Source organism: Azospirillum sp. 11R-A, assembly GCF_049472615.1.
Lineage (GTDB): Bacteria > Pseudomonadota > Alphaproteobacteria > Azospirillales > Azospirillaceae > Azospirillum > Azospirillum palustre.
In genome coordinates this window covers 258,632-274,934 of sequence record NZ_JBCEBL010000005.1, presented here as the reverse complement: position 1 = coordinate 274,934, position 16,303 = coordinate 258,632, and the positions used below count along the sequence as shown (strand labels likewise).

The 16,303-nt window shown below is 68.3% G+C and carries 14 protein-coding genes and 1 tRNA gene; 13 read left to right on the top strand and 2 right to left on the bottom strand.

Translation table 11 applies throughout. From position 1 onward, the window contains the following. Position 1: 1 nt before the first annotated feature. Complete coding sequence (locus tag VH569_RS10520) at positions 2 to 310, top strand: hypothetical protein (protein ID WP_423315297.1); 309 nt, start codon at positions 2 to 4, stop codon at positions 308 to 310. A 59-nt stretch (positions 311 to 369) separates the two neighbouring features. On the opposite strand, the gene carA is transcribed toward VH569_RS10520, so the two are convergent. Next, the gene (carA, locus tag VH569_RS10515; RefSeq protein ID WP_423315296.1) at positions 370 to 1,542 is read right to left on the bottom strand and encodes a glutamine-hydrolyzing carbamoyl-phosphate synthase small subunit; all 1,173 of its coding nucleotides are present in this window, start codon (positions 1,540 to 1,542) and stop codon (positions 370 to 372) included. Positions 1,543 to 1,907: 365 nt separating this feature from the next. Between carA and VH569_RS10510 the strand changes: the two genes are divergently transcribed. From VH569_RS10510 to VH569_RS10475, 8 genes are all read left to right on the top strand, one after another. Further along, on the top strand, positions 1,908 to 2,372 hold the full coding sequence (locus VH569_RS10510) for a GatB/YqeY domain-containing protein (protein WP_423315295.1): 465 nt from the start codon (positions 1,908 to 1,910) through the stop codon (positions 2,370 to 2,372). Between the two features lie 91 nt (positions 2,373 to 2,463). Continuing rightward, positions 2,464 to 3,060, top strand: coding sequence for a Uma2 family endonuclease (locus VH569_RS10505; RefSeq protein WP_423315294.1), 597 nt, complete (start codon positions 2,464 to 2,466; stop codon positions 3,058 to 3,060). A 116-nt stretch (positions 3,061 to 3,176) separates the two neighbouring features. Next, on the top strand, positions 3,177 to 5,084 hold the full coding sequence (gene dnaG, locus VH569_RS10500) for a DNA primase (protein ID WP_423315293.1): 1,908 nt from the start codon (positions 3,177 to 3,179) through the stop codon (positions 5,082 to 5,084). A gap of 200 nt (positions 5,085 to 5,284) precedes the next feature. Beyond that, on the top strand, positions 5,285 to 7,318 hold the full coding sequence (rpoD, locus tag VH569_RS10495) for an RNA polymerase sigma factor RpoD (protein ID WP_423315292.1): 2,034 nt from the start codon (positions 5,285 to 5,287) through the stop codon (positions 7,316 to 7,318). Between the two features lie 145 nt (positions 7,319 to 7,463). Next, positions 7,464 to 7,539: transfer RNA gene (locus tag VH569_RS10490), tRNA-Ile, on the top strand. Between the two features lie 52 nt (positions 7,540 to 7,591). Continuing rightward, entirely contained in the window at positions 7,592 to 9,265 is a 1,674-nt protein-coding gene (locus VH569_RS10485) for a tetratricopeptide repeat protein (RefSeq protein ID WP_423315291.1), read from the top strand. Between the two features lie 261 nt (positions 9,266 to 9,526). After that, a complete protein-coding gene (locus tag VH569_RS10480) occupies positions 9,527 to 10,036 on the top strand; it encodes a sigma-70 family RNA polymerase sigma factor (protein ID WP_042703142.1) in 510 nt (169 codons plus the stop codon). Then, a complete protein-coding gene (locus VH569_RS10475) occupies positions 10,036 to 10,992 on the top strand; it encodes an anti-sigma factor family protein (RefSeq protein WP_423315290.1) in 957 nt (318 codons plus the stop codon). Before VH569_RS10480 ends, VH569_RS10475 begins: the two co-directional genes overlap by 1 nt. A gap of 81 nt (positions 10,993 to 11,073) precedes the next feature. On the opposite strand, the gene VH569_RS10470 is transcribed toward VH569_RS10475, so the two are convergent. After that, positions 11,074 to 11,718 carry an alpha/beta hydrolase gene (locus VH569_RS10470; protein WP_174471909.1) on the bottom strand — a complete coding sequence of 215 codons (645 nt, stop codon included), beginning with the start codon at positions 11,716 to 11,718 and terminating at the stop codon, positions 11,074 to 11,076. A gap of 168 nt (positions 11,719 to 11,886) precedes the next feature. Here VH569_RS10470 and VH569_RS10465 point away from each other — a divergent pair, with 168 nt between their 5' ends. The 4 genes from VH569_RS10465 (at position 11,887) to treZ (ending at position 16,296) form a co-directional block, all read left to right on the top strand. Then, the gene (locus VH569_RS10465) at positions 11,887 to 12,714 is read left to right on the top strand and encodes an SRPBCC family protein (protein ID WP_423315289.1); all 828 of its coding nucleotides are present in this window, start codon (positions 11,887 to 11,889) and stop codon (positions 12,712 to 12,714) included. Then, entirely contained in the window at positions 12,711 to 13,892 is a 1,182-nt protein-coding gene (locus tag VH569_RS10460) for a zinc-dependent alcohol dehydrogenase (protein WP_423315288.1), read from the top strand. The genes VH569_RS10465 and VH569_RS10460 overlap by 4 nt, the downstream gene beginning before the upstream one ends. 17 nt (positions 13,893 to 13,909) lie before the next feature. Beyond that, positions 13,910 to 14,164, top strand: a complete 255-nt coding sequence (locus VH569_RS10455) for a hypothetical protein (protein ID WP_423315287.1) — start codon at positions 13,910 to 13,912, stop codon at positions 14,162 to 14,164. Positions 14,165 to 14,295: 131 nt separating this feature from the next. Beyond that, positions 14,296 to 16,296: a malto-oligosyltrehalose trehalohydrolase gene (gene treZ / locus VH569_RS10450; RefSeq protein ID WP_423315286.1), complete on the top strand. Its 2,001-nt coding sequence runs from the start codon at positions 14,296 to 14,298 to the stop codon at positions 16,294 to 16,296. Positions 16,297 to 16,303: the final 7 nt, after the last annotated feature.

Here is a 16,303-nt window from a genome sequence, read left to right as displayed (position 1 = left end):
GTTGGAACCGCTGATCGCTGACCATGTTGGCAATCTAGGAGAGGCCATAAAGGATATGGTCCGCAACCTCCAGGAGGCCACTGTGAACGATCCCAAATCACAGCCTCGCGACCAGAAGCATGACGGCGAAAAGGCAGCCGCCAACCAAACCGCCGCCAGCCAGACTGCGGATTGCACCCAGTACGGCCAGGCTGCCGGATCGCCCGGCGGACGTGGTGGCACCAGCTGCTATGGTGGCATCCAGCGGGTACAGCCGCGCACGGCGACCGCGGCAACGCTGGCCCCCGACAAAGACCGTAATGCCAAATAGAAAAAGGGGGAGCCGCGCGAACGGCTCCCCCCTTTTCATGACCTGCCGGCGATCCGGCCTCAGGCCGCCTTCTTCTCGGCGATCAGCTGGACGAAGCGGTCGAACAGATAGTGGCTGTCCTGCGGGCCGGGCGAGGCTTCCGGGTGGTACTGCACCGAGAAGACCGGCTTGCCCTTCAGGCGGATGCCTTCGTTGGTGCCGTCGAACAGGCTTACATGGGTGACCTCGGCGTCGGCCGGCAGCGTCTCCGGCATCACGACGAAGCCATGGTTCTGGCTGGTGATCTCCACCCGGCCGCTCGCCAGATCCTTCACCGGATGGTTGGCGCCGCGGTGGCCCTGCTGCATCTTGGTGGTCTTGGCGCCCAGCGCCAGCGACAGCATCTGGTGGCCGAGGCAGATGCCGAACATCGGCACGCCGGTGTCGAGCAGGCCCTTGATCGTCGGCACGGCATATTCGCCGGTGGCGGCGGGGTCGCCGGGGCCGTTGGACAGGAAGACGCCGTCCGGCTGGTGGCGCATCACGTCCTCGACCGTGGCGGTCGACGGCACCACCGTCACCTTGCAGCCGGCGGCGGCGAGGCAGCGCAGGATGTTGCGCTTGGCGCCGTAATCGATGGCGACGACATGGTACTGCGGCTTGTCCAGCGTGGCATAGCCGCCGCCGATGGTCCAGCCGGCCTCGGTCCAGTCGTAGGTCTGGCGGCAGGACACGTCCTTGGCCAGATCCATGCCCTCCAGACCCGGCCAGCCCTTGGCCTTGGCGACCAGCGCCTCGATGTCGAACTTGCCGTCCGGCGCATGGGCGACGACGCCGTTGGGCGCGCCCAGGTCGCGGATGCGGCGGGTCAGGCGGCGGGTGTCGATGCCGGTCAGACCGACGAGGCCGTAGCTCTTCAGCCAGTCGTCGAGGTGGCGGGTGGCGCGCCAGTTCGACGGATCGGTGATGTCGGCGCGCAGGATCAGGCCGCGGGCGGCCGGCGTGATCGTCTCGATGTCCTCAAGGTTGGCGCCGGTGTTGCCGATGTGCGGGAAGGTGAAGGTGATGATCTGGCCGGCATAGCTGGGATCGGTCAGGATTTCCTGATAGCCGGTCATGGAGGTGTTGAAGCACACCTCGCCCACCGAATCCCCCGTGGCGCCGATGCCTCGGCCGCGGAACACGGTGCCGTCGGCCAAGACCAGGACGCCGGTGTGAACCGCATTGTCGGAGGGGGGAGTGGCGAGAGTCATTCCTGTAAACCTTCCCAAAAACCGCGGCCGGCGACGGATCGGGTGATCGGCGGAACGGCGACGGCCTAGCGTCCCGCCGGGCGCGCACACGTAGCCGCTCGCACCCCACATCCGCCGGAATGGGCAGCGACGTGGGATCGAGTGGGCTGATCGGATGGGCCGGACATCCTATATGACGATTGGACGCAGGATTTCCAGCAATAGCTTTGCAAGGCGGCCCTGATCCGCGGACAAAGTCGGACGGTCGCGGGGCACCCATTTGCCGGCTGGGGCTTTTGCCGTGGAAATCGGCGGCCATTTTCGGAATAGTCGGCTGTCCGGCCGGAGCCTCCTATCCCGGCCCGACGAACCAAGGAAAACGGGACATGACACTGCGCACGCAGTTCAACGACAGCCTCAAGGATGCGATGCGCGCGAAGGACCAGCGCGCGGTGTCCACCATCCGCATGATCCTCGCCGGCCTGAAGGACCGCGACATCGAAGCCCGGGGGCGCGGCGTGACCGATGGCATCGACGAGGCGGGCATCCTGTCGATGCTGCAGGGCATGGTGAAGCAGCGCACCGAATCGGCGGCGATGTACGAGCAGGGCGGGCGTCCCGAACTGGCCCAGCAGGAGCGCGAGGAGATCGCGGTCATCGAGCGTTATCTGCCCAGGCAGATGACCGAGGAGGAGGTTGCCGCCGCCATCGACGCCATCGTGACCGAGCTGGGTGCGGCCAGCATCAAGGACATGGGCAAGGTGATGGCCGAGCTGAAGGCCCGCCATGCCGGCCAGATGGATTTCGCCAAGGCCGGTGGTCTGCTGAAGGCCCGGCTCTCCGGCAAGTAAGGCCGGGCTGACGGGGCGCTGGCCGCCGAGGGGGAACCCGAGGCCAGGCTTGCGCCCCAGGGTGGCGTGCAGCAGTCGGGAGGACGGTGGAATGGTCGCGGTCCGCAAGCCCACTTTCTCAGGCATGACCGTCGCGGAGTTCCTGGACTGGAGCGGCGACGGTACCGACACGCGGTACGAACTGGTGAATGGCGAGCCGCGCGCCATGGCCCCGGCGAGCATCACCCATGGCATCCTGCAAAGCACTGTAGCCCGCCTGATCGGCAACCATCTGGCCGACCGGACACCCGGCTGCCATATCGTGACCGCTCCCGGCGTACAGCCCCGCGTCCGCTCCAGCCACAACCTGCGCATCCCCGACCTGGGTGTGACCTGCACGCCCGACGAGCGCGGGCTCCGCACTCTGCCCGACCCGGTGCTGCTGATCGAGATCCTCTCGCCCAGCAACGAGGCTGAGACCTGGGAAAATGTCTGGACCTACACCACGCTACCGTCGGTCCGCGAAATCCTGGTTCTGTGGACGGCAGGGGTTGGGGCGGAGCTTCTGCGTCGGCAGGCCGACGGAAGCTGGCCGGAGAGCCCGTTGGTGATCATGGCGGATGACGTGCTGGGTCTGGAAAGCATCGGCTATGAAGCCCCTCTGCATACACTCTATGCCGGGACGCATCTCGTGAGGCAGCCGGACTGATCTGCGCCGTCTGCGCCCTTGGGGCCGGCGGCGCTGGTTCCCATACTATGCCTCTGCTATAGCGTGACCCCCATCGCTTCCGCTTGTCGTCCTTCGTATCCGGTGACCGTTCGACCATGGCTTTCCCGCCCCAATTCCTGGAAGAACTGCGCACCCGGCTGACCCTGTCGGAAGTGGTCTCCAAGCGGCTGCGGCTGATCCGCGCCGGCCGCGAGTACAAGGCCCCCTGTCCCTTCCACAATGAGAAGTCGCCCTCCTTCTACGTCAACGACCAGAAGGGCTTTTTTCATTGCTTCGGTTGCGGCGCCCATGGCGACATCATCGGCTTCGTCATGCGCCACGACAATCTCGGCTTCCCCGAGGCGGTCGAACATCTGGCCGGCGAGGCCGGGCTGCCGGTGCCGCGCCCGACGGAGGAGGACCGCCAGCGCTACGAACGGCGCAAGACCCTGCACGACCTCGTCGAGCAGGCGGCGCGCTGGTTCGAACAGCAACTGCACACCTCCGCCGGGCGGACGGGGCTCGATTATTTCATGCGGCGCGGTCTGGACGGCGAGACCATCGCGCGCTTCCGGCTGGGCTATGCGCCCGGCGATTCGAATGCGCTGAGGACATATCTCGGCAAGCAGGGCTTCTCCGACGAGGACATGGTCAATGCCGGGCTGTTGAAGCGGCCGGACGATGGCCGGTCGCCCTACAGCTTCTTCCGCAACCGCGTGATGTTCCCGGTGACCGACCGGCGCGGGCAGGTGGTCGCCTTCGGCGGCCGCATCCTGGAGGGCGACGGACCGAAATACGTCAACACCGCCGACACGCCGCTCTTCCACAAGGGCACGCTGCTCTACGGCCTGTCGCGGGCGCGGCAGGCGGCGGCGGACGGCAAGCCGGTGATCGTCGCCGAAGGCTACATGGACGTGATCGCGCTGGTCCGCGCCGGCTTCGAGGGGGCGGTGGCGCCGCTGGGCACCGCGCTGACCGAGACCCAGGTGCAGGAGCTGTGGAAACTGATTCCGGCGGCGGAGAAGGTGCCCTTCCTGTGCTTCGACGGCGACAATGCCGGCCGGCGGGCGGCTTGGCGGGCGGTGGAGCGCATCCTGCCGCACCTCGCTCCCGGCCAGTCGGCCCGCGTCGCCTTCCTGCCGGAGGGCGAGGACCCCGACAGCCTGATCCGCGCCCAGGGGGCGAAGGCGATGGGAGCGGTGCTGGAGGCCGCCATCCCGCTGTCCGACGCCCTGTGGCGGATGGAGAGCGAGGGGCGGCCGACCGACACGCCGGAGGCCAAGGCCGCGGTGAAGGCGGCGCTGGAGGCCCGCGTCGCCACCATCGCCGACCGTGACGTCCAGAGCTTCTACCGCACCGAGATGCGCCGCCGCGTCGACGAGGCCTTCGCTCCTGTGCGGCCGGCCTACAACCGCGGACCGTGGGTGCCGGGGCAGGGGCGGGGACGCTTCGGCGAGGCGCCGCGCCGCCATGTGCCGGGCACGCCCGGACGCCTGACCTCCAAGCCGGCGGGGGAGGGGCGCGGCCGCGCCTCCCGCCTCGCGTCGATGCGCGAGCGCATTCTGCTGGCCACGCTGATCAACCATCCGGATTTGTTCGGCGAACTGGCCGAGCCGCTGGGGCTGTTGCCATTCGGTGACCCGGATCTCGAAAAACTGCGCCGGGCGGTCATCGAATGCCTTTCCGACGACCGCAACCACGACTCGACACTTGACGCCGATGCGCTTTGTCGCCACTTGTCATCCGCCGGCCATGAGACAATGGTCGGTGCTTTGCTAGGCGAGTCGACCTATGTCCATGCCGGCTTCGCCCGTCCGGACGCCTCCACGGAGGATGCTCGGAAGGGATGGTGGCCTGCGTGGCGGCATCTGCATCACGAGCGGGTGCTCGACGATCTTAGGGAAGCGAAGGCCGCTCTGACCCGTGACAACAGCGAGGCCAACTTCGCGAGGGTCGTGGCTCTTCAGCAGGAGGTCATAAAGTCCGGCATGGGTATCGCGGACAGTGACTTTGACGACCTCTGACGGTTGACGATGCATATCGTCGGCAATCGGATGTCGGTTGATGGGTACAGAGGGCAACAGGACGGGGCCGCATGACAGTTTCTGTGATGGCGGGTTCTGGGTAGATACATGGTTGGGGGTTGGGGCGGACGGGCCGGGAAACCGGGACCGGGCGCTCCTTTCGTCTTTATTCACTGGGGTAATGCGGGGGCACCGATCGCATGGCCACGAAAGCTGCGAACAGCGTGGAAGTTTCCGAAACGCGGGAGGAATCCGCAGACGGTCCTCTGATGGACGGCATGGGTTTGGCCGTCAAGAAGATGATCGCCCGCGGCAAGGAGCGCGGGTATGTCACCTATGACGAGCTGAACGCAGCGCTGCCACAGGATTCGTCCTCGTCCGAGCAGATCGAAGACACGATGGCGATGCTGTCCGAGATGGGCATCAACATCGTCGAATCGGAAGAGCAGGATTCGGAGAACAGCGGCGAGGGTGCGGGCGAAGGCGAAGGCCGTTCGTCGGGCAACCTCGACGACGACGACATCGGCCGCACCGACGATCCCGTGCGCATGTACCTGCGCGAGATGGGGTCGGTGGAGCTGCTGTCGCGCGAAGGCGAAATCGCCATCGCCAAGCGGATCGAAGCCGGCCGCGAGATGATGATCGGCGCGATCTGCGAATCGCCGCTGACCATCCGCGCCATTCTGGAGTGGCATGATTCCCTGATGGAAGGGAAGATGCTGCTGCGCGACATCATCGATCTGGACGCCACCTATGGCGGTGGCCCGGACGGTGAGGAGATTCCGGAGGGTCTTGCCGAGGTGGTCGAGGCCGCCGGCACCCCTGGCGCCGTCCCCGGAGGCGCCGCCGCCGCTCCCGCCGCCGCCGGTGCCGATGCGCCGGCCGGTGAGGAAGGCGACGAGCCGCGTCCGCCGCGCGCCGAAGGCGAGGGCGAAGAGGGCGAGGAAGGCGACGAGGGCGACAACAGCCTGTCGCTGTCCGCGATGGAAGCCGCGTTGAAGCCGCAGGTCATCGAGACCTTCGAGAACATCAAGGCGACCTACGACAAGCTGCACAAGCTGCACGAGTCCCGTATGGGGTCGATGCAGCGCGGCGAGGACGTCGCCAAGCAGACGGACAAGAAGTACGACAAGCTGAAGCTCGAAATGGTCGAGCTGATGAACACCGTCCGCCTGAACAACCAGCGCATCGAGCAGCTGGTCGAGCAGCTCTATGGCCTGAACCGCAAGCTGACCGGCTTCGAAGGCCGCCTGCTGCGCATGGCCACCGAGTGCCGGGTGAAGCGCGAGGACTTCCTGAACCAGTATTTCGGCCACGAGCTGGACCCGAACTGGCTGGAGCGAATCCGTGGCCTGAACCCCAAGACCTGGGGCAAGTTCGCTGAGAAGTACGACAGCGAAATCCGCAAGACGCGCGAGTCGATCTCGAACGTCGCTGAGGAAGCGCGTCTGCCGATCAACGAGTTCCGCCGCATCGTCTCCACCGTCCAAAAGGGCGAAAAGGAAGCGAGCCGCGCCAAGAAGGAGATGGTCGAGGCCAACCTGCGTCTCGTCATCTCCATCGCCAAGAAGTACACGAACCGCGGCCTGCAGTTCCTGGACCTGATCCAGGAGGGCAACATCGGCCTGATGAAGGCGGTGGACAAGTTCGAGTACCGGCGCGGCTACAAGTTCTCGACCTACGCCACCTGGTGGATTCGTCAGGCCATCACCCGCTCCATCGCGGACCAGGCGCGGACCATCCGCATCCCGGTCCACATGATCGAGACGATCAACAAGCTGGTCCGCACCAGCCGCCAGATGCTGCACGAGATCGGCCGCGAGCCGACCCCGGAAGAGCTGGCCGAGCGTCTGATGATGCCGCTGGAGAAGGTCCGCAAGGTCCTGAAGATCGCCAAGGAGCCGATCTCCCTTGAAACGCCGATCGGCGACGAGGAGGATTCGCATCTCGGCGATTTCATCGAGGACAAGAACGCGGTCCTGCCGCTGGACGCCGCCATCCAGGCGAACCTGCGCGAGACGACGACCCGCGTGCTGGCCTCGCTGACGCCGCGCGAGGAGCGTGTGCTGCGCATGCGCTTCGGCATCGGCATGAACACCGACCACACGCTGGAAGAGGTCGGCCAGCAGTTCAACGTGACCCGCGAGCGTATCCGCCAGATCGAGGCGAAGGCGCTGCGCAAGCTGAAGCACCCGTCGCGGTCGCGCAAGCTGCGCAGTTTCCTGGATACCTGATTGGGACACCCGATCGGGAAGCAAGCTTTTCGAAGCGAAGCGGGGGCCTTTCGGCCCCCGTTTTCGTTTTCGGGTTTCCGCGTCGGAGCGATGAACGAGGGGTTGCAATTCCCCAAAGCTTTGTCGCAAAGTGCGCCCCGCGGTAGGGCCTGTAGTTCAGCGGTTAGAACGCGCCGCTCATAACGGTGTTGTCGTCGGTTCAAATCCGGCCGGGCCCACCACGCCTCCCCGACCGACCCAACACTCTGATCGGGGGCATGGCGGGGCATGGTCGTGGGCGACGTTCTCCAACTCATTCAATCGGCGGCGGCTGCGTTGCAGCGGCGGGAACCGGCGGCGGCGCGCAGGGCGTTGCGGCAGGCGCTGGCGCTCGATCCGGCGCACGGCGATGGCTGGAGCATCCTCGGCGTCGCGGCCATCGGCAGCGGCGATGCGGTGGGGGCGCTGGCGCCGTTCCGGCGGTCGCTGTGCAGCGCGCCGGACAATCCGGCCTATGCCCGCAACCTCGCGGCCTGCCTGAAGCGCCTGGGCCGGGCGGAAGAGGCGGCGGCCGTCCTGCATCGGGCGGCGCTTGCCGGCGCGCTGGCTCCCGACCTGCTCTGCGACCTCGCCGATCTGCGGCTGGCGAGCGGCGACGCATCGGCGGCGCTGCCGCTTTACCGGGCGGCGCTGCTGCTGGCGCCCGACCATGGGCGCAGCCTGAACAATCTGGCGGAAACCCTGCGCCGGCAGGCCATGCCGGCGGCGGCGACGGAGCTGGCCCGGCTGGCCCGGCTTCGCGGCACGGCGCCGGCCTGGGCCGCGGCAGGGGCGGAACTGGTCGAGGCGGGACGGATCGAGGAGGCGCAGCCGGCGCTCTGCCGGGCGCTGGTGCTCGATCCGGCCGATCCGGCAAGCTGGAGCAATCTCGGATTCGCGCATCTGCAACGGCATCGGGCGGAAGCGGCGGTGGCGCCCTTCGCCCATGCCCGCCGCCTCGACCCGGCCCTGGCGGAGGCGGCGGTCGGGCAGGGCAGTGCGCTGATGCTGATGGGGCGCCTGCGCGAGGGGGCGGCGCTCTATGAGGAGAGGGTGCGGCTGCCGCTGTTCCAGCCGCCGCGGCGTTTCGGCCGGCCGGACTGGGACGGCAGCATCCGGCCGGGGGCGACCCTGCTGATCCATGCCGACCGTGGCATAGGCGATGCGATCCAGTTCATCCGCTATGCGCCGATCCTGCGGGCGCAGGGGATGCGGGTGCTGTTCTGCGGCCAGGAAAACCTGCTGGGGCTGCTGCGGTCCTCACGCATGGTCGACGCCGCCTTCGGCTATGACGAGGAACTGCCGCCCTACGACATGCATGCCCATGTGATGAGCCTGGTCCATCGGATGGGGACCGAGCTGGACAGCATTCCCGCGGACATCCCCTATCTCCACGCCTCGCAGGCGGCGAAGGCCCTCTGGGCCGGGAGGGCCGCGGGTCTGGAGGGGCTGAGGATCGGCATCGTCTGGGCCGGTTCCGTGCATTTCCGCTATGACCGCGTCCGCTCGCCCCGTCTGGAGCCGCTGCTGCCGCTGTTCGGCATTCCGGGGACGACGGCGGTGGTGCTCCAGTTCGGGCAGGGGCGCGACGACATGGCCAAAGTCCCGCTGCCCGCCGGCACCGTCGATTGGGGCTGCTCGTTGCAGGGCATGGACAACACCGCGGCGGCCCTGGGCGAGCTGGATGTGGTGATCAGCTCCTGCACCTTCATGGCCCATCTGGCCGGCGCGCTGGGGCGGCCGGTGTCGGTGCTGCTGCATGCCGGGTCGGAATGGCGCTGGCTGCGCGGGCGGGAGGAGTCGCCCTGGTATCCGACGGCGCGGCTCTACCGCCAGACGGCTCCCGGCGACTGGTCGGGGCCGGTGGAGCGGCTGCGGGCCGATCTGGCGGCATTGGCGGAGCGGCGGATTGCCCTGGCCGGCAACTGACGGGGCCGCTCTGAAGCCTTTTCGGCACAAGCGTGGCGGTACCGCACAAATTTTGCTGCAAGCCTCATAAAGTCTGGAATAAAGGATGCGCGGCGCGCGTTCGCACCCATATGCATCGGGTCTCCCATTCGGCCGCAAGGTCGAAGGAGCCGGCCCGGCCTCTGGAGTTGCGGCGCCCGCGTCGTCCCGTCCGCCTTGTCGGCAGAAGGGGAAGGCCATGGCGTGAGCCGTGGCGTGATCGGTTAAGGATCGGGTGCGCGGTTGAGCAAATTCGGGGTCGATCTGGAAGTCCACATCGCGTCCTTGCGGCGCTACGCGCGTGCGCTGATGCGCAACAGCGCGGATGCGGAGGATCTGGTGCAGGAGGCGCTGACGCGCGCGGTGGCGCGTGCCGACAGCTTCCAGGCGGGGACGAACCTGCGGGCATGGCTTTTCACCATCCTGCACAACGTCCACGTCAATCAGGTCCGTTCCAAGGCTGCCCGGCCGCAGGAGGTCGACGTCGACGACGTCGAATCCAAGCTGGTCAGCCCGCCCCGGCAGGAAGAGCGTGTCGAGCTGCGCGAGATGATGCGCGCGGTCGACGAGTTGCCGGAGGAACAGCGCAAGGTGCTGCTTCTGGTGGCGCTGGAGGGCCTGAAATACGACGAGGTCGCCGACATGCTCGGCGTGCCGATCGGGACCGTCATGTCGCGCCTGTCCAGGGCGCGCGAGGCGGTACGGGCGAAACTGGCGAACGAGGGTGGCGTTACCCTCCGGCGGGTGAAGTGATGAACGCGCATCAGGGACTGGGACGGGTCACGGAGGACGAGCTCCACGCCTATGTCGACGGGCAGCTGGACGGCAACCGCCGTCTGGCGGTGGAGCGATGGCTGGCCGAGGATCCGGAGGCGGCGCGCCGGGCGGAGGATTACCGCGCCCAGGCGATCCTGCTGCACGAGATGTTCGACACCGTCCTGCGCGAACCGCCGAGCGACCGCGTCCAGGAGCTGTCCGACCGGTTGAAGGGACGCGTCGCCTTCAACGACAACCGTCCGGCCTGGCATGCCCGTCCGCTGGTGCGCTTCGCCGCGGCGGTGATGCTGGTGGTCGCCGGCGCCGCCGGCGGCTGGATGGGCCGCGGGGTCGACCAGCAGGCCGGCGCCCCCGTCGCCCAGCAGCGCCAGACGCTCGCCACCTTCGCCCAGGAAGCCACCCAGGCGCACCGCTTCTACACCTCGGACGAACGCTTCCAGGTGGAGCTTGGCGCCGACAATCAGGACGAGCTGAACGGCTGGCTGTCGAAGCGGATGGGCCGCGACGTGTTCGGGCCGGACCTGGGCCGCATCGGCTATCGCCTGATCGGCGGCCGCTCGCTGCCGACCGACCTCGGCGCCGGCGCGCAGTACATGTACGCCAACGACGGCAACAAGCGGATCACCCTGTTCGTCGGCGCTCCGCAGAGCGGCAACCAGTCCAACTTCAGCTTCACCCAGAACGGCGACGTGGCGACCTTCTACTGGGTCGAAGGGCCGCTGGCCTACGCCCTGGCCGGCCGTCTGTCGAAGGAGGAGCTGCTGGAGATCGCCAAGGCGGTCTATCAGGACGTGAAGGCCGGCCCGCCGCGGCGCGAGGCCCCGCCGGAGCAGCAACAGCAGCAACAGCAACAACAGCCCCAACAGCAGCAGCAGGATCAGCCGGCCGGCGTCCAGCCGATCAGCGACACGCACAAGGCCAAGGAAAGCTGAGGGAGTTTCCCAAGCAGATCGAGGGGAGGGGCGCCGGTGGCGCCCCTTGTCGTTTCGGCAGACCTTACGTTTCGGCAGACCTTATCGCTCCAGCAGGTAGGTCTTCAGCCAGTCGCGCACCTCGCGGCAGACCGCCTCCGACGCCTCCTCCATCGCATGGCCGGTGCCGGGGACCAGAACCAGCTTCTTCGGCTCTCCCGCCTTGCGGTGGACGTGGATGGAGCAACTGGCCGGCAGAATCTCGTCCGCCTCGCCGTGGATCAGCAGGATGGGGCAGGACAGGTCGCCGACCGGATCGGTGCCGTAGCCCTGGGTCGCCAGCGTCACCACGGTGCACACCGCGCCCCGGTTCGACGCCGCCGCCTGGATCGCCACCGCGCCGCCGAAGGAATGGCCGACCAGCGCCACATGGTGGATGCCCTGCCGGCCCAGGAAGCTGAGCCCGCACAGCGCGTCGTGCACCGCCTCCTCCAGGTCGCGCGGATCGCGGAAGCGCAGGCGCAGCGAGGCGACGCCGTCGGCGGTGAAATCCGCGGCCAGACGCGGGTAGAGCCCGCGCGCCGGGGTGTCGAACCCGCCGCCGACCCCACCGATCCACAGCACCGCCAGTTCGCCGTCCGGCGCCGGGTAGAAGCGGGCCTGGACAGGGCCGCGGTCGGTTTCCAGTGTCACCGGCCGAAAGCCCTCGGCGTCGACGATGCCCATGGTGGCGTCCAGAAGAGGCACGGCATCCTCCCATCCGATCTTTGCTGTGGAGATCAACAGCGCAGACGCCCTGCGGTTGCCGCTTACCACGGCAAGTAAGGCGGCAAGTAAGGCGGCGGGTGAGGCAACGAAGCCGCAACCCGGCTGTTCTCTGTCCATAGCCTTTGCACAGACGGGAAAGGAGCGGCGATGGCGTCGAACAGTTTGACCGGGCGGGGCGGCCGCTGGCCGCAGCCGGACTCTTTCCTCTCGGGCCTGGGGGCAGGCTTTGCGGGCGCGGGATCTGGCGATGCCGCGACCGGCGGCCGCTGGCTTGCCATGGTCGGCGGTACGGCACTCGGCGTTCTGGGATTGCAGCGGTCGGGCTGGGGCGGGGCGATGATGGCGCTCGGCGGCGCCGGCCTGTTCGCCGCCGGTGCCCTCGGGCTGCGGCCCTTCGGCGAGCGGTCGCTCGGCACCGCACCGAACCCCGGCGCATGGCGCCACCAGGGTCCGGCCACCCGCCGCCGGTCGCTGACGCCGGAACGGACGCAGGCGGTGGTCACCATCGCGTCGGATGCCGGGACGATCTTCCGCTTCTGGCGCAACTTCGCCAACCTGCCGAAGCTGATGCCGCAGCTTGAACGGGTCGATGTGCTGTCGGCGACCGAAAGCCGCTGGCTCGGCAAATCCGCGACAGCGTCGGCGAATGAGGCGCCGAGCTGGCGCTGCGTGCTGGACCGCGTCGACGAGGACCGGCTGCTGACCTGGCACACGGTGGGCGAGACGGCCCTGCCGCACCGCGCCTCGCTGATGCTGAGCCCGGCGCCGGGCGACCGCGGGACGGAGGTGCGGCTGACGCTGGTCTACCGCGTGCCGGCGACCGAGGTGGCGGCGCTGCTGGGCGTCACGCCGGCGGGACAGGCGGAGGAGGCGCTGCGCCGGCTGAAGCAGCGGGTGGAGACGGGCGAGCTGTCCACCATCGAGCGGCAGCCGCGCGGCGGAACCTCCGGCCCCTTCCGGGAGGCGACGGAATGAAGGCGCTCTGCTGGAACGGAACCAACGACCTGCGGGTGGAGCGGGTGCCCGACCCGGTGCTGGTCAATCCGCATGACGTGATCGTCAAGGTGGCTCTGTCGTCGGTCTGCGGGTCGGACCTGCATCTGATCGACGGCTATGTGCCGACCATGCGGCCCGGCGACATCATCGGCCACGAGTTCCTGGGCGAGATCGTGGAGAAGGGGCCGGAGGTCCGCTATCTCAACCGCGGCGACCGGGTCATCACGGTGTCGATCATCGGCTGCGGCCATTGCGGGCACTGCCGGCACGGCGAAAGCTCGCTGTGCGACAACTCCAACCCGAACCCGGACCATGCCCGCACCGCCTACGGCCATTGCGGCGCCGGCATCTTCGGCTACAGCCACGCCTTCGGCGGCTATGCCGGCAGCCATGCCGAATACATCCGCGTGCCCTACGCCGACTTCAACGCCTTCCGCGTGCCCGACGGGGTGAGCGACGAGAAGGCGGTCTTCGTGTCCGACGCCGTGCCGACCGGCTACATGGCCGCCGACATGGCGGGCATCAAGCCGGGCGACGTGGTGGCGGTGTGGGGCTGCGGCGGCGTCGGCCAGATGGCGATCCGCAGCGCCACTCTGCTGGGGGCGGAGCGGGTGATCGGCATCGACCGCGTTCCCGACCGGCTGCGCGCAGCCCAGATGAAGGCGGGGGCGGAGACGCTGGATTACAGCCGGGTCGACATCTTCGACGCGCTTCAGGCGATGACCGGCGGGCGCGGTCCCGACGTCTGCATCGACGCCGTCGGCATGGAGGCCGACAGCGGGTCGAACGCGGTGGAGGATTTGTACGACCGGGCCAAGCAGGCGGTCGGGCTGCAAACCGACCGGCCGGCGGTGCTGCGCCAGATGATCGAGAGCTGCCGCAAGGGCGGCACCCTGTCCATCGTCGGCGTCTATGGCGGGCTGATCGACAAGTTCCCGATGGGGGCGGCGATGAACAAGGGCCTGACCTTCCGCATGGGCCAGCAGAACGGCCAGCGCTATGCCGAGCGGCTGTTCGAGCACATCCGCAACGGCGAGCTGGACCCTTCCTATCTGATGACCCACCGGCTGCCGCTGGACGACGGCCCGCAGGCCTACCGCATGTTCAAGGAGAAGGCCGACGACTGCCTGCGCGTCGTCTTCGCGCCGCAGGGTTGAAGCGAAGGGAGAGACAGATGGAACTGGTCTATGCCTATCCGGCGGAGCGCGGCCGGGGCGTGGAGGCCGAGATCGTCGGCAGCCTGCGCGACCGCTTCGGCAGCGTCGTGCAGCGGGGGCGGGAGGAGCGGGACGCCGAGCGCGGCGACCGCTCCGACGTGGTGGTGACGCTGGAGGTCGGCGACGACAAGGTCGAGGCGGCGCTGACCGCGCTCCGGGCCCACCCGCTGGTGATCGATGCCGCCGCGCGGAGCTTCGGCGAGCGGGTTTGAGCGCCGCTGCCGACCCCGCCGCCGATTCCATAGGCTTCGAAACAATTTTCCGGACCCGCGTGACCCCGCCGCCCCGTCCCTGTTGACCGACCCACAGGGGACGTCCGCATCACTCACCGGGGGCACTTGCCGTGATCATCTCCGCCGCACTTCCGCCTGTCGAACAGGTGCAGGCCACAGTCAAACGCCGCTGGCCCATCGGGGTGGAGCTGCTTCCCGGCGGCGCCCATGCGCGGGTCTGGGCGCCGAAGGCCGGGCGGGTCGAACTGGTCTCCGAGCCGGACGGACATGCTACGGAGCTGACGGGCGAGGGCAACGGCTATTTCTCCGCCGCGGTGCCGGGGCTGGAGGCCGGCGGCCTCTACCGCTTCCGGCTCGACGGCAGGGAGATGCTCTATCCCGATCCGATGTCGCGCTTCCAGCCGGAGGGGCCGCACGGGCCTTCGCAACTGGTCGATCCGCACCGCTTCGCCTGGAGCGACTGGGACTGGCAGGGCCGCGCCATCCGGGGGCAGGTGATCTACGAGATGCACATCGGCACCTTCACGGCGGAAGGGACCTGGGACGCCGCGCTGGCGGAGCTGCCGGCGCTGGCCGATCTGGGGGTGACGGTGCTGGAGGTGATGCCGGTGTCGGAGTTCCCCGGCCGCTTCGGCTGGGGCTATGACGGGGTGAACCTGTTCGCGCCGACGCGGCTCTATGGCGATGCCGACGCCATGCGGCGCTTCGTGAACGAGGCCCATCGGCTGGGGCTCGCCGTCATCCTCGACGTCGTCTACAATCATTTCGGGCCGGACGGCAACTACCTGAAATGCTTCGCCGACGATTACTTCACCGACCGCTACAAGAACGAGTGGGGCGAGGCGATCAACTTCGACGGTCCCGATGCGGAGCCGGTGCGGGAGTTCTTCCTGACCAACGCCGCCTTCTGGATCGAGGAGTATCATCTGGACGGGCTGCGGCTGGACGCCACCCAGTCGATCCATGACGGCAGCGAATCCCAGGGCAAGCCGCACATCCTGACCGAAATCTCCCACGCCGTGCGCAAGGCCGGCGGCGGGCGCGCCACCATCCTGGTGGGGGAGAACGAGCCGCAGCATGCCAGCATGGTGAAGCCGGCCGCGGAGGGTGGCTGCGGGCTGTGCGCCATCTGGAACGACGACCTGCACCATTCGGCGATGGTGGCGCTGACCGGCCGGATGGAGGCCTACTACACCGACTATCGCGGCACGCCGCAGGAATTCGTGTCGGCGATGAAGCACGGCTTCCTCTATCAGGGGCAGTGGTATCGCTGGCAGGGCAAGCGGCGCGGCATGCCGGCCTTCACCGTGCCGCGCCCGGCCTTCGTCAGCTTCCTGCAGAACCACGACCAGATCGCCAACTCCGCCCGCGGCCTGCGGCTGCATGCGCTGACCGCGCCGGGCCGGCTGCGGGCGATGACGGCGCTGATCCTGCTGGGACCCGGCACGCCGATGCTGTTCCAGGGCCAGGAGTTCGCCGCCAGTACCCCCTTCCTCTATTTCGCCGACCACAAGGCGGAACTGGCCGAACTGGTCGAAAAGGGCAGGGCGGAGTTCCTGAGCCAGTTCCCGAGCATCGCGGGGCCGGCGATGCAGGCGGCCCTGCCGAAGCCGCATGCGGAGGACAGCTTCACCCGCTGCAAGCTCGACCACCGCGAGCGGGAGAGCAATGCCGGGGTCTGGGCGCTGCACCGCGACCTGCTGCGCCTGCGCCGCGAAGATCCGGTCTTCGCTGCCCAGCGCATCGGCGGGCTGGACGGTGCCGTGCTGGGGGAGGAAGCCTTCGTGCTGCGCTTCTTCGGAGAGGAGGAGGGCGACGACCGGCTGGTGCTGGTCAATCTCGGCCGCGACCTGACCTTGCGTGCGCTGGCCGATCCGTTGCTGGCGCCACCTCTTGACGGCGCCTGGACGGTGCTGTGGTCCAGCGAGGAGCCCGCCTATGGCGGTTGCGGCACCGCGGCGGTGGAACAGACGGACGGCGCGTGGCGGCTGCCCGGCCATGCGGCGCTGGTTCTGGGGCCGGCACATGGCTTTTCTACGGAAAGCGACGGCGAGGGAGGCAACACAACCCCGGTCATCGTGGTTTCCAAGAGGTCGGAAACCGATAGCTGAGCATAGG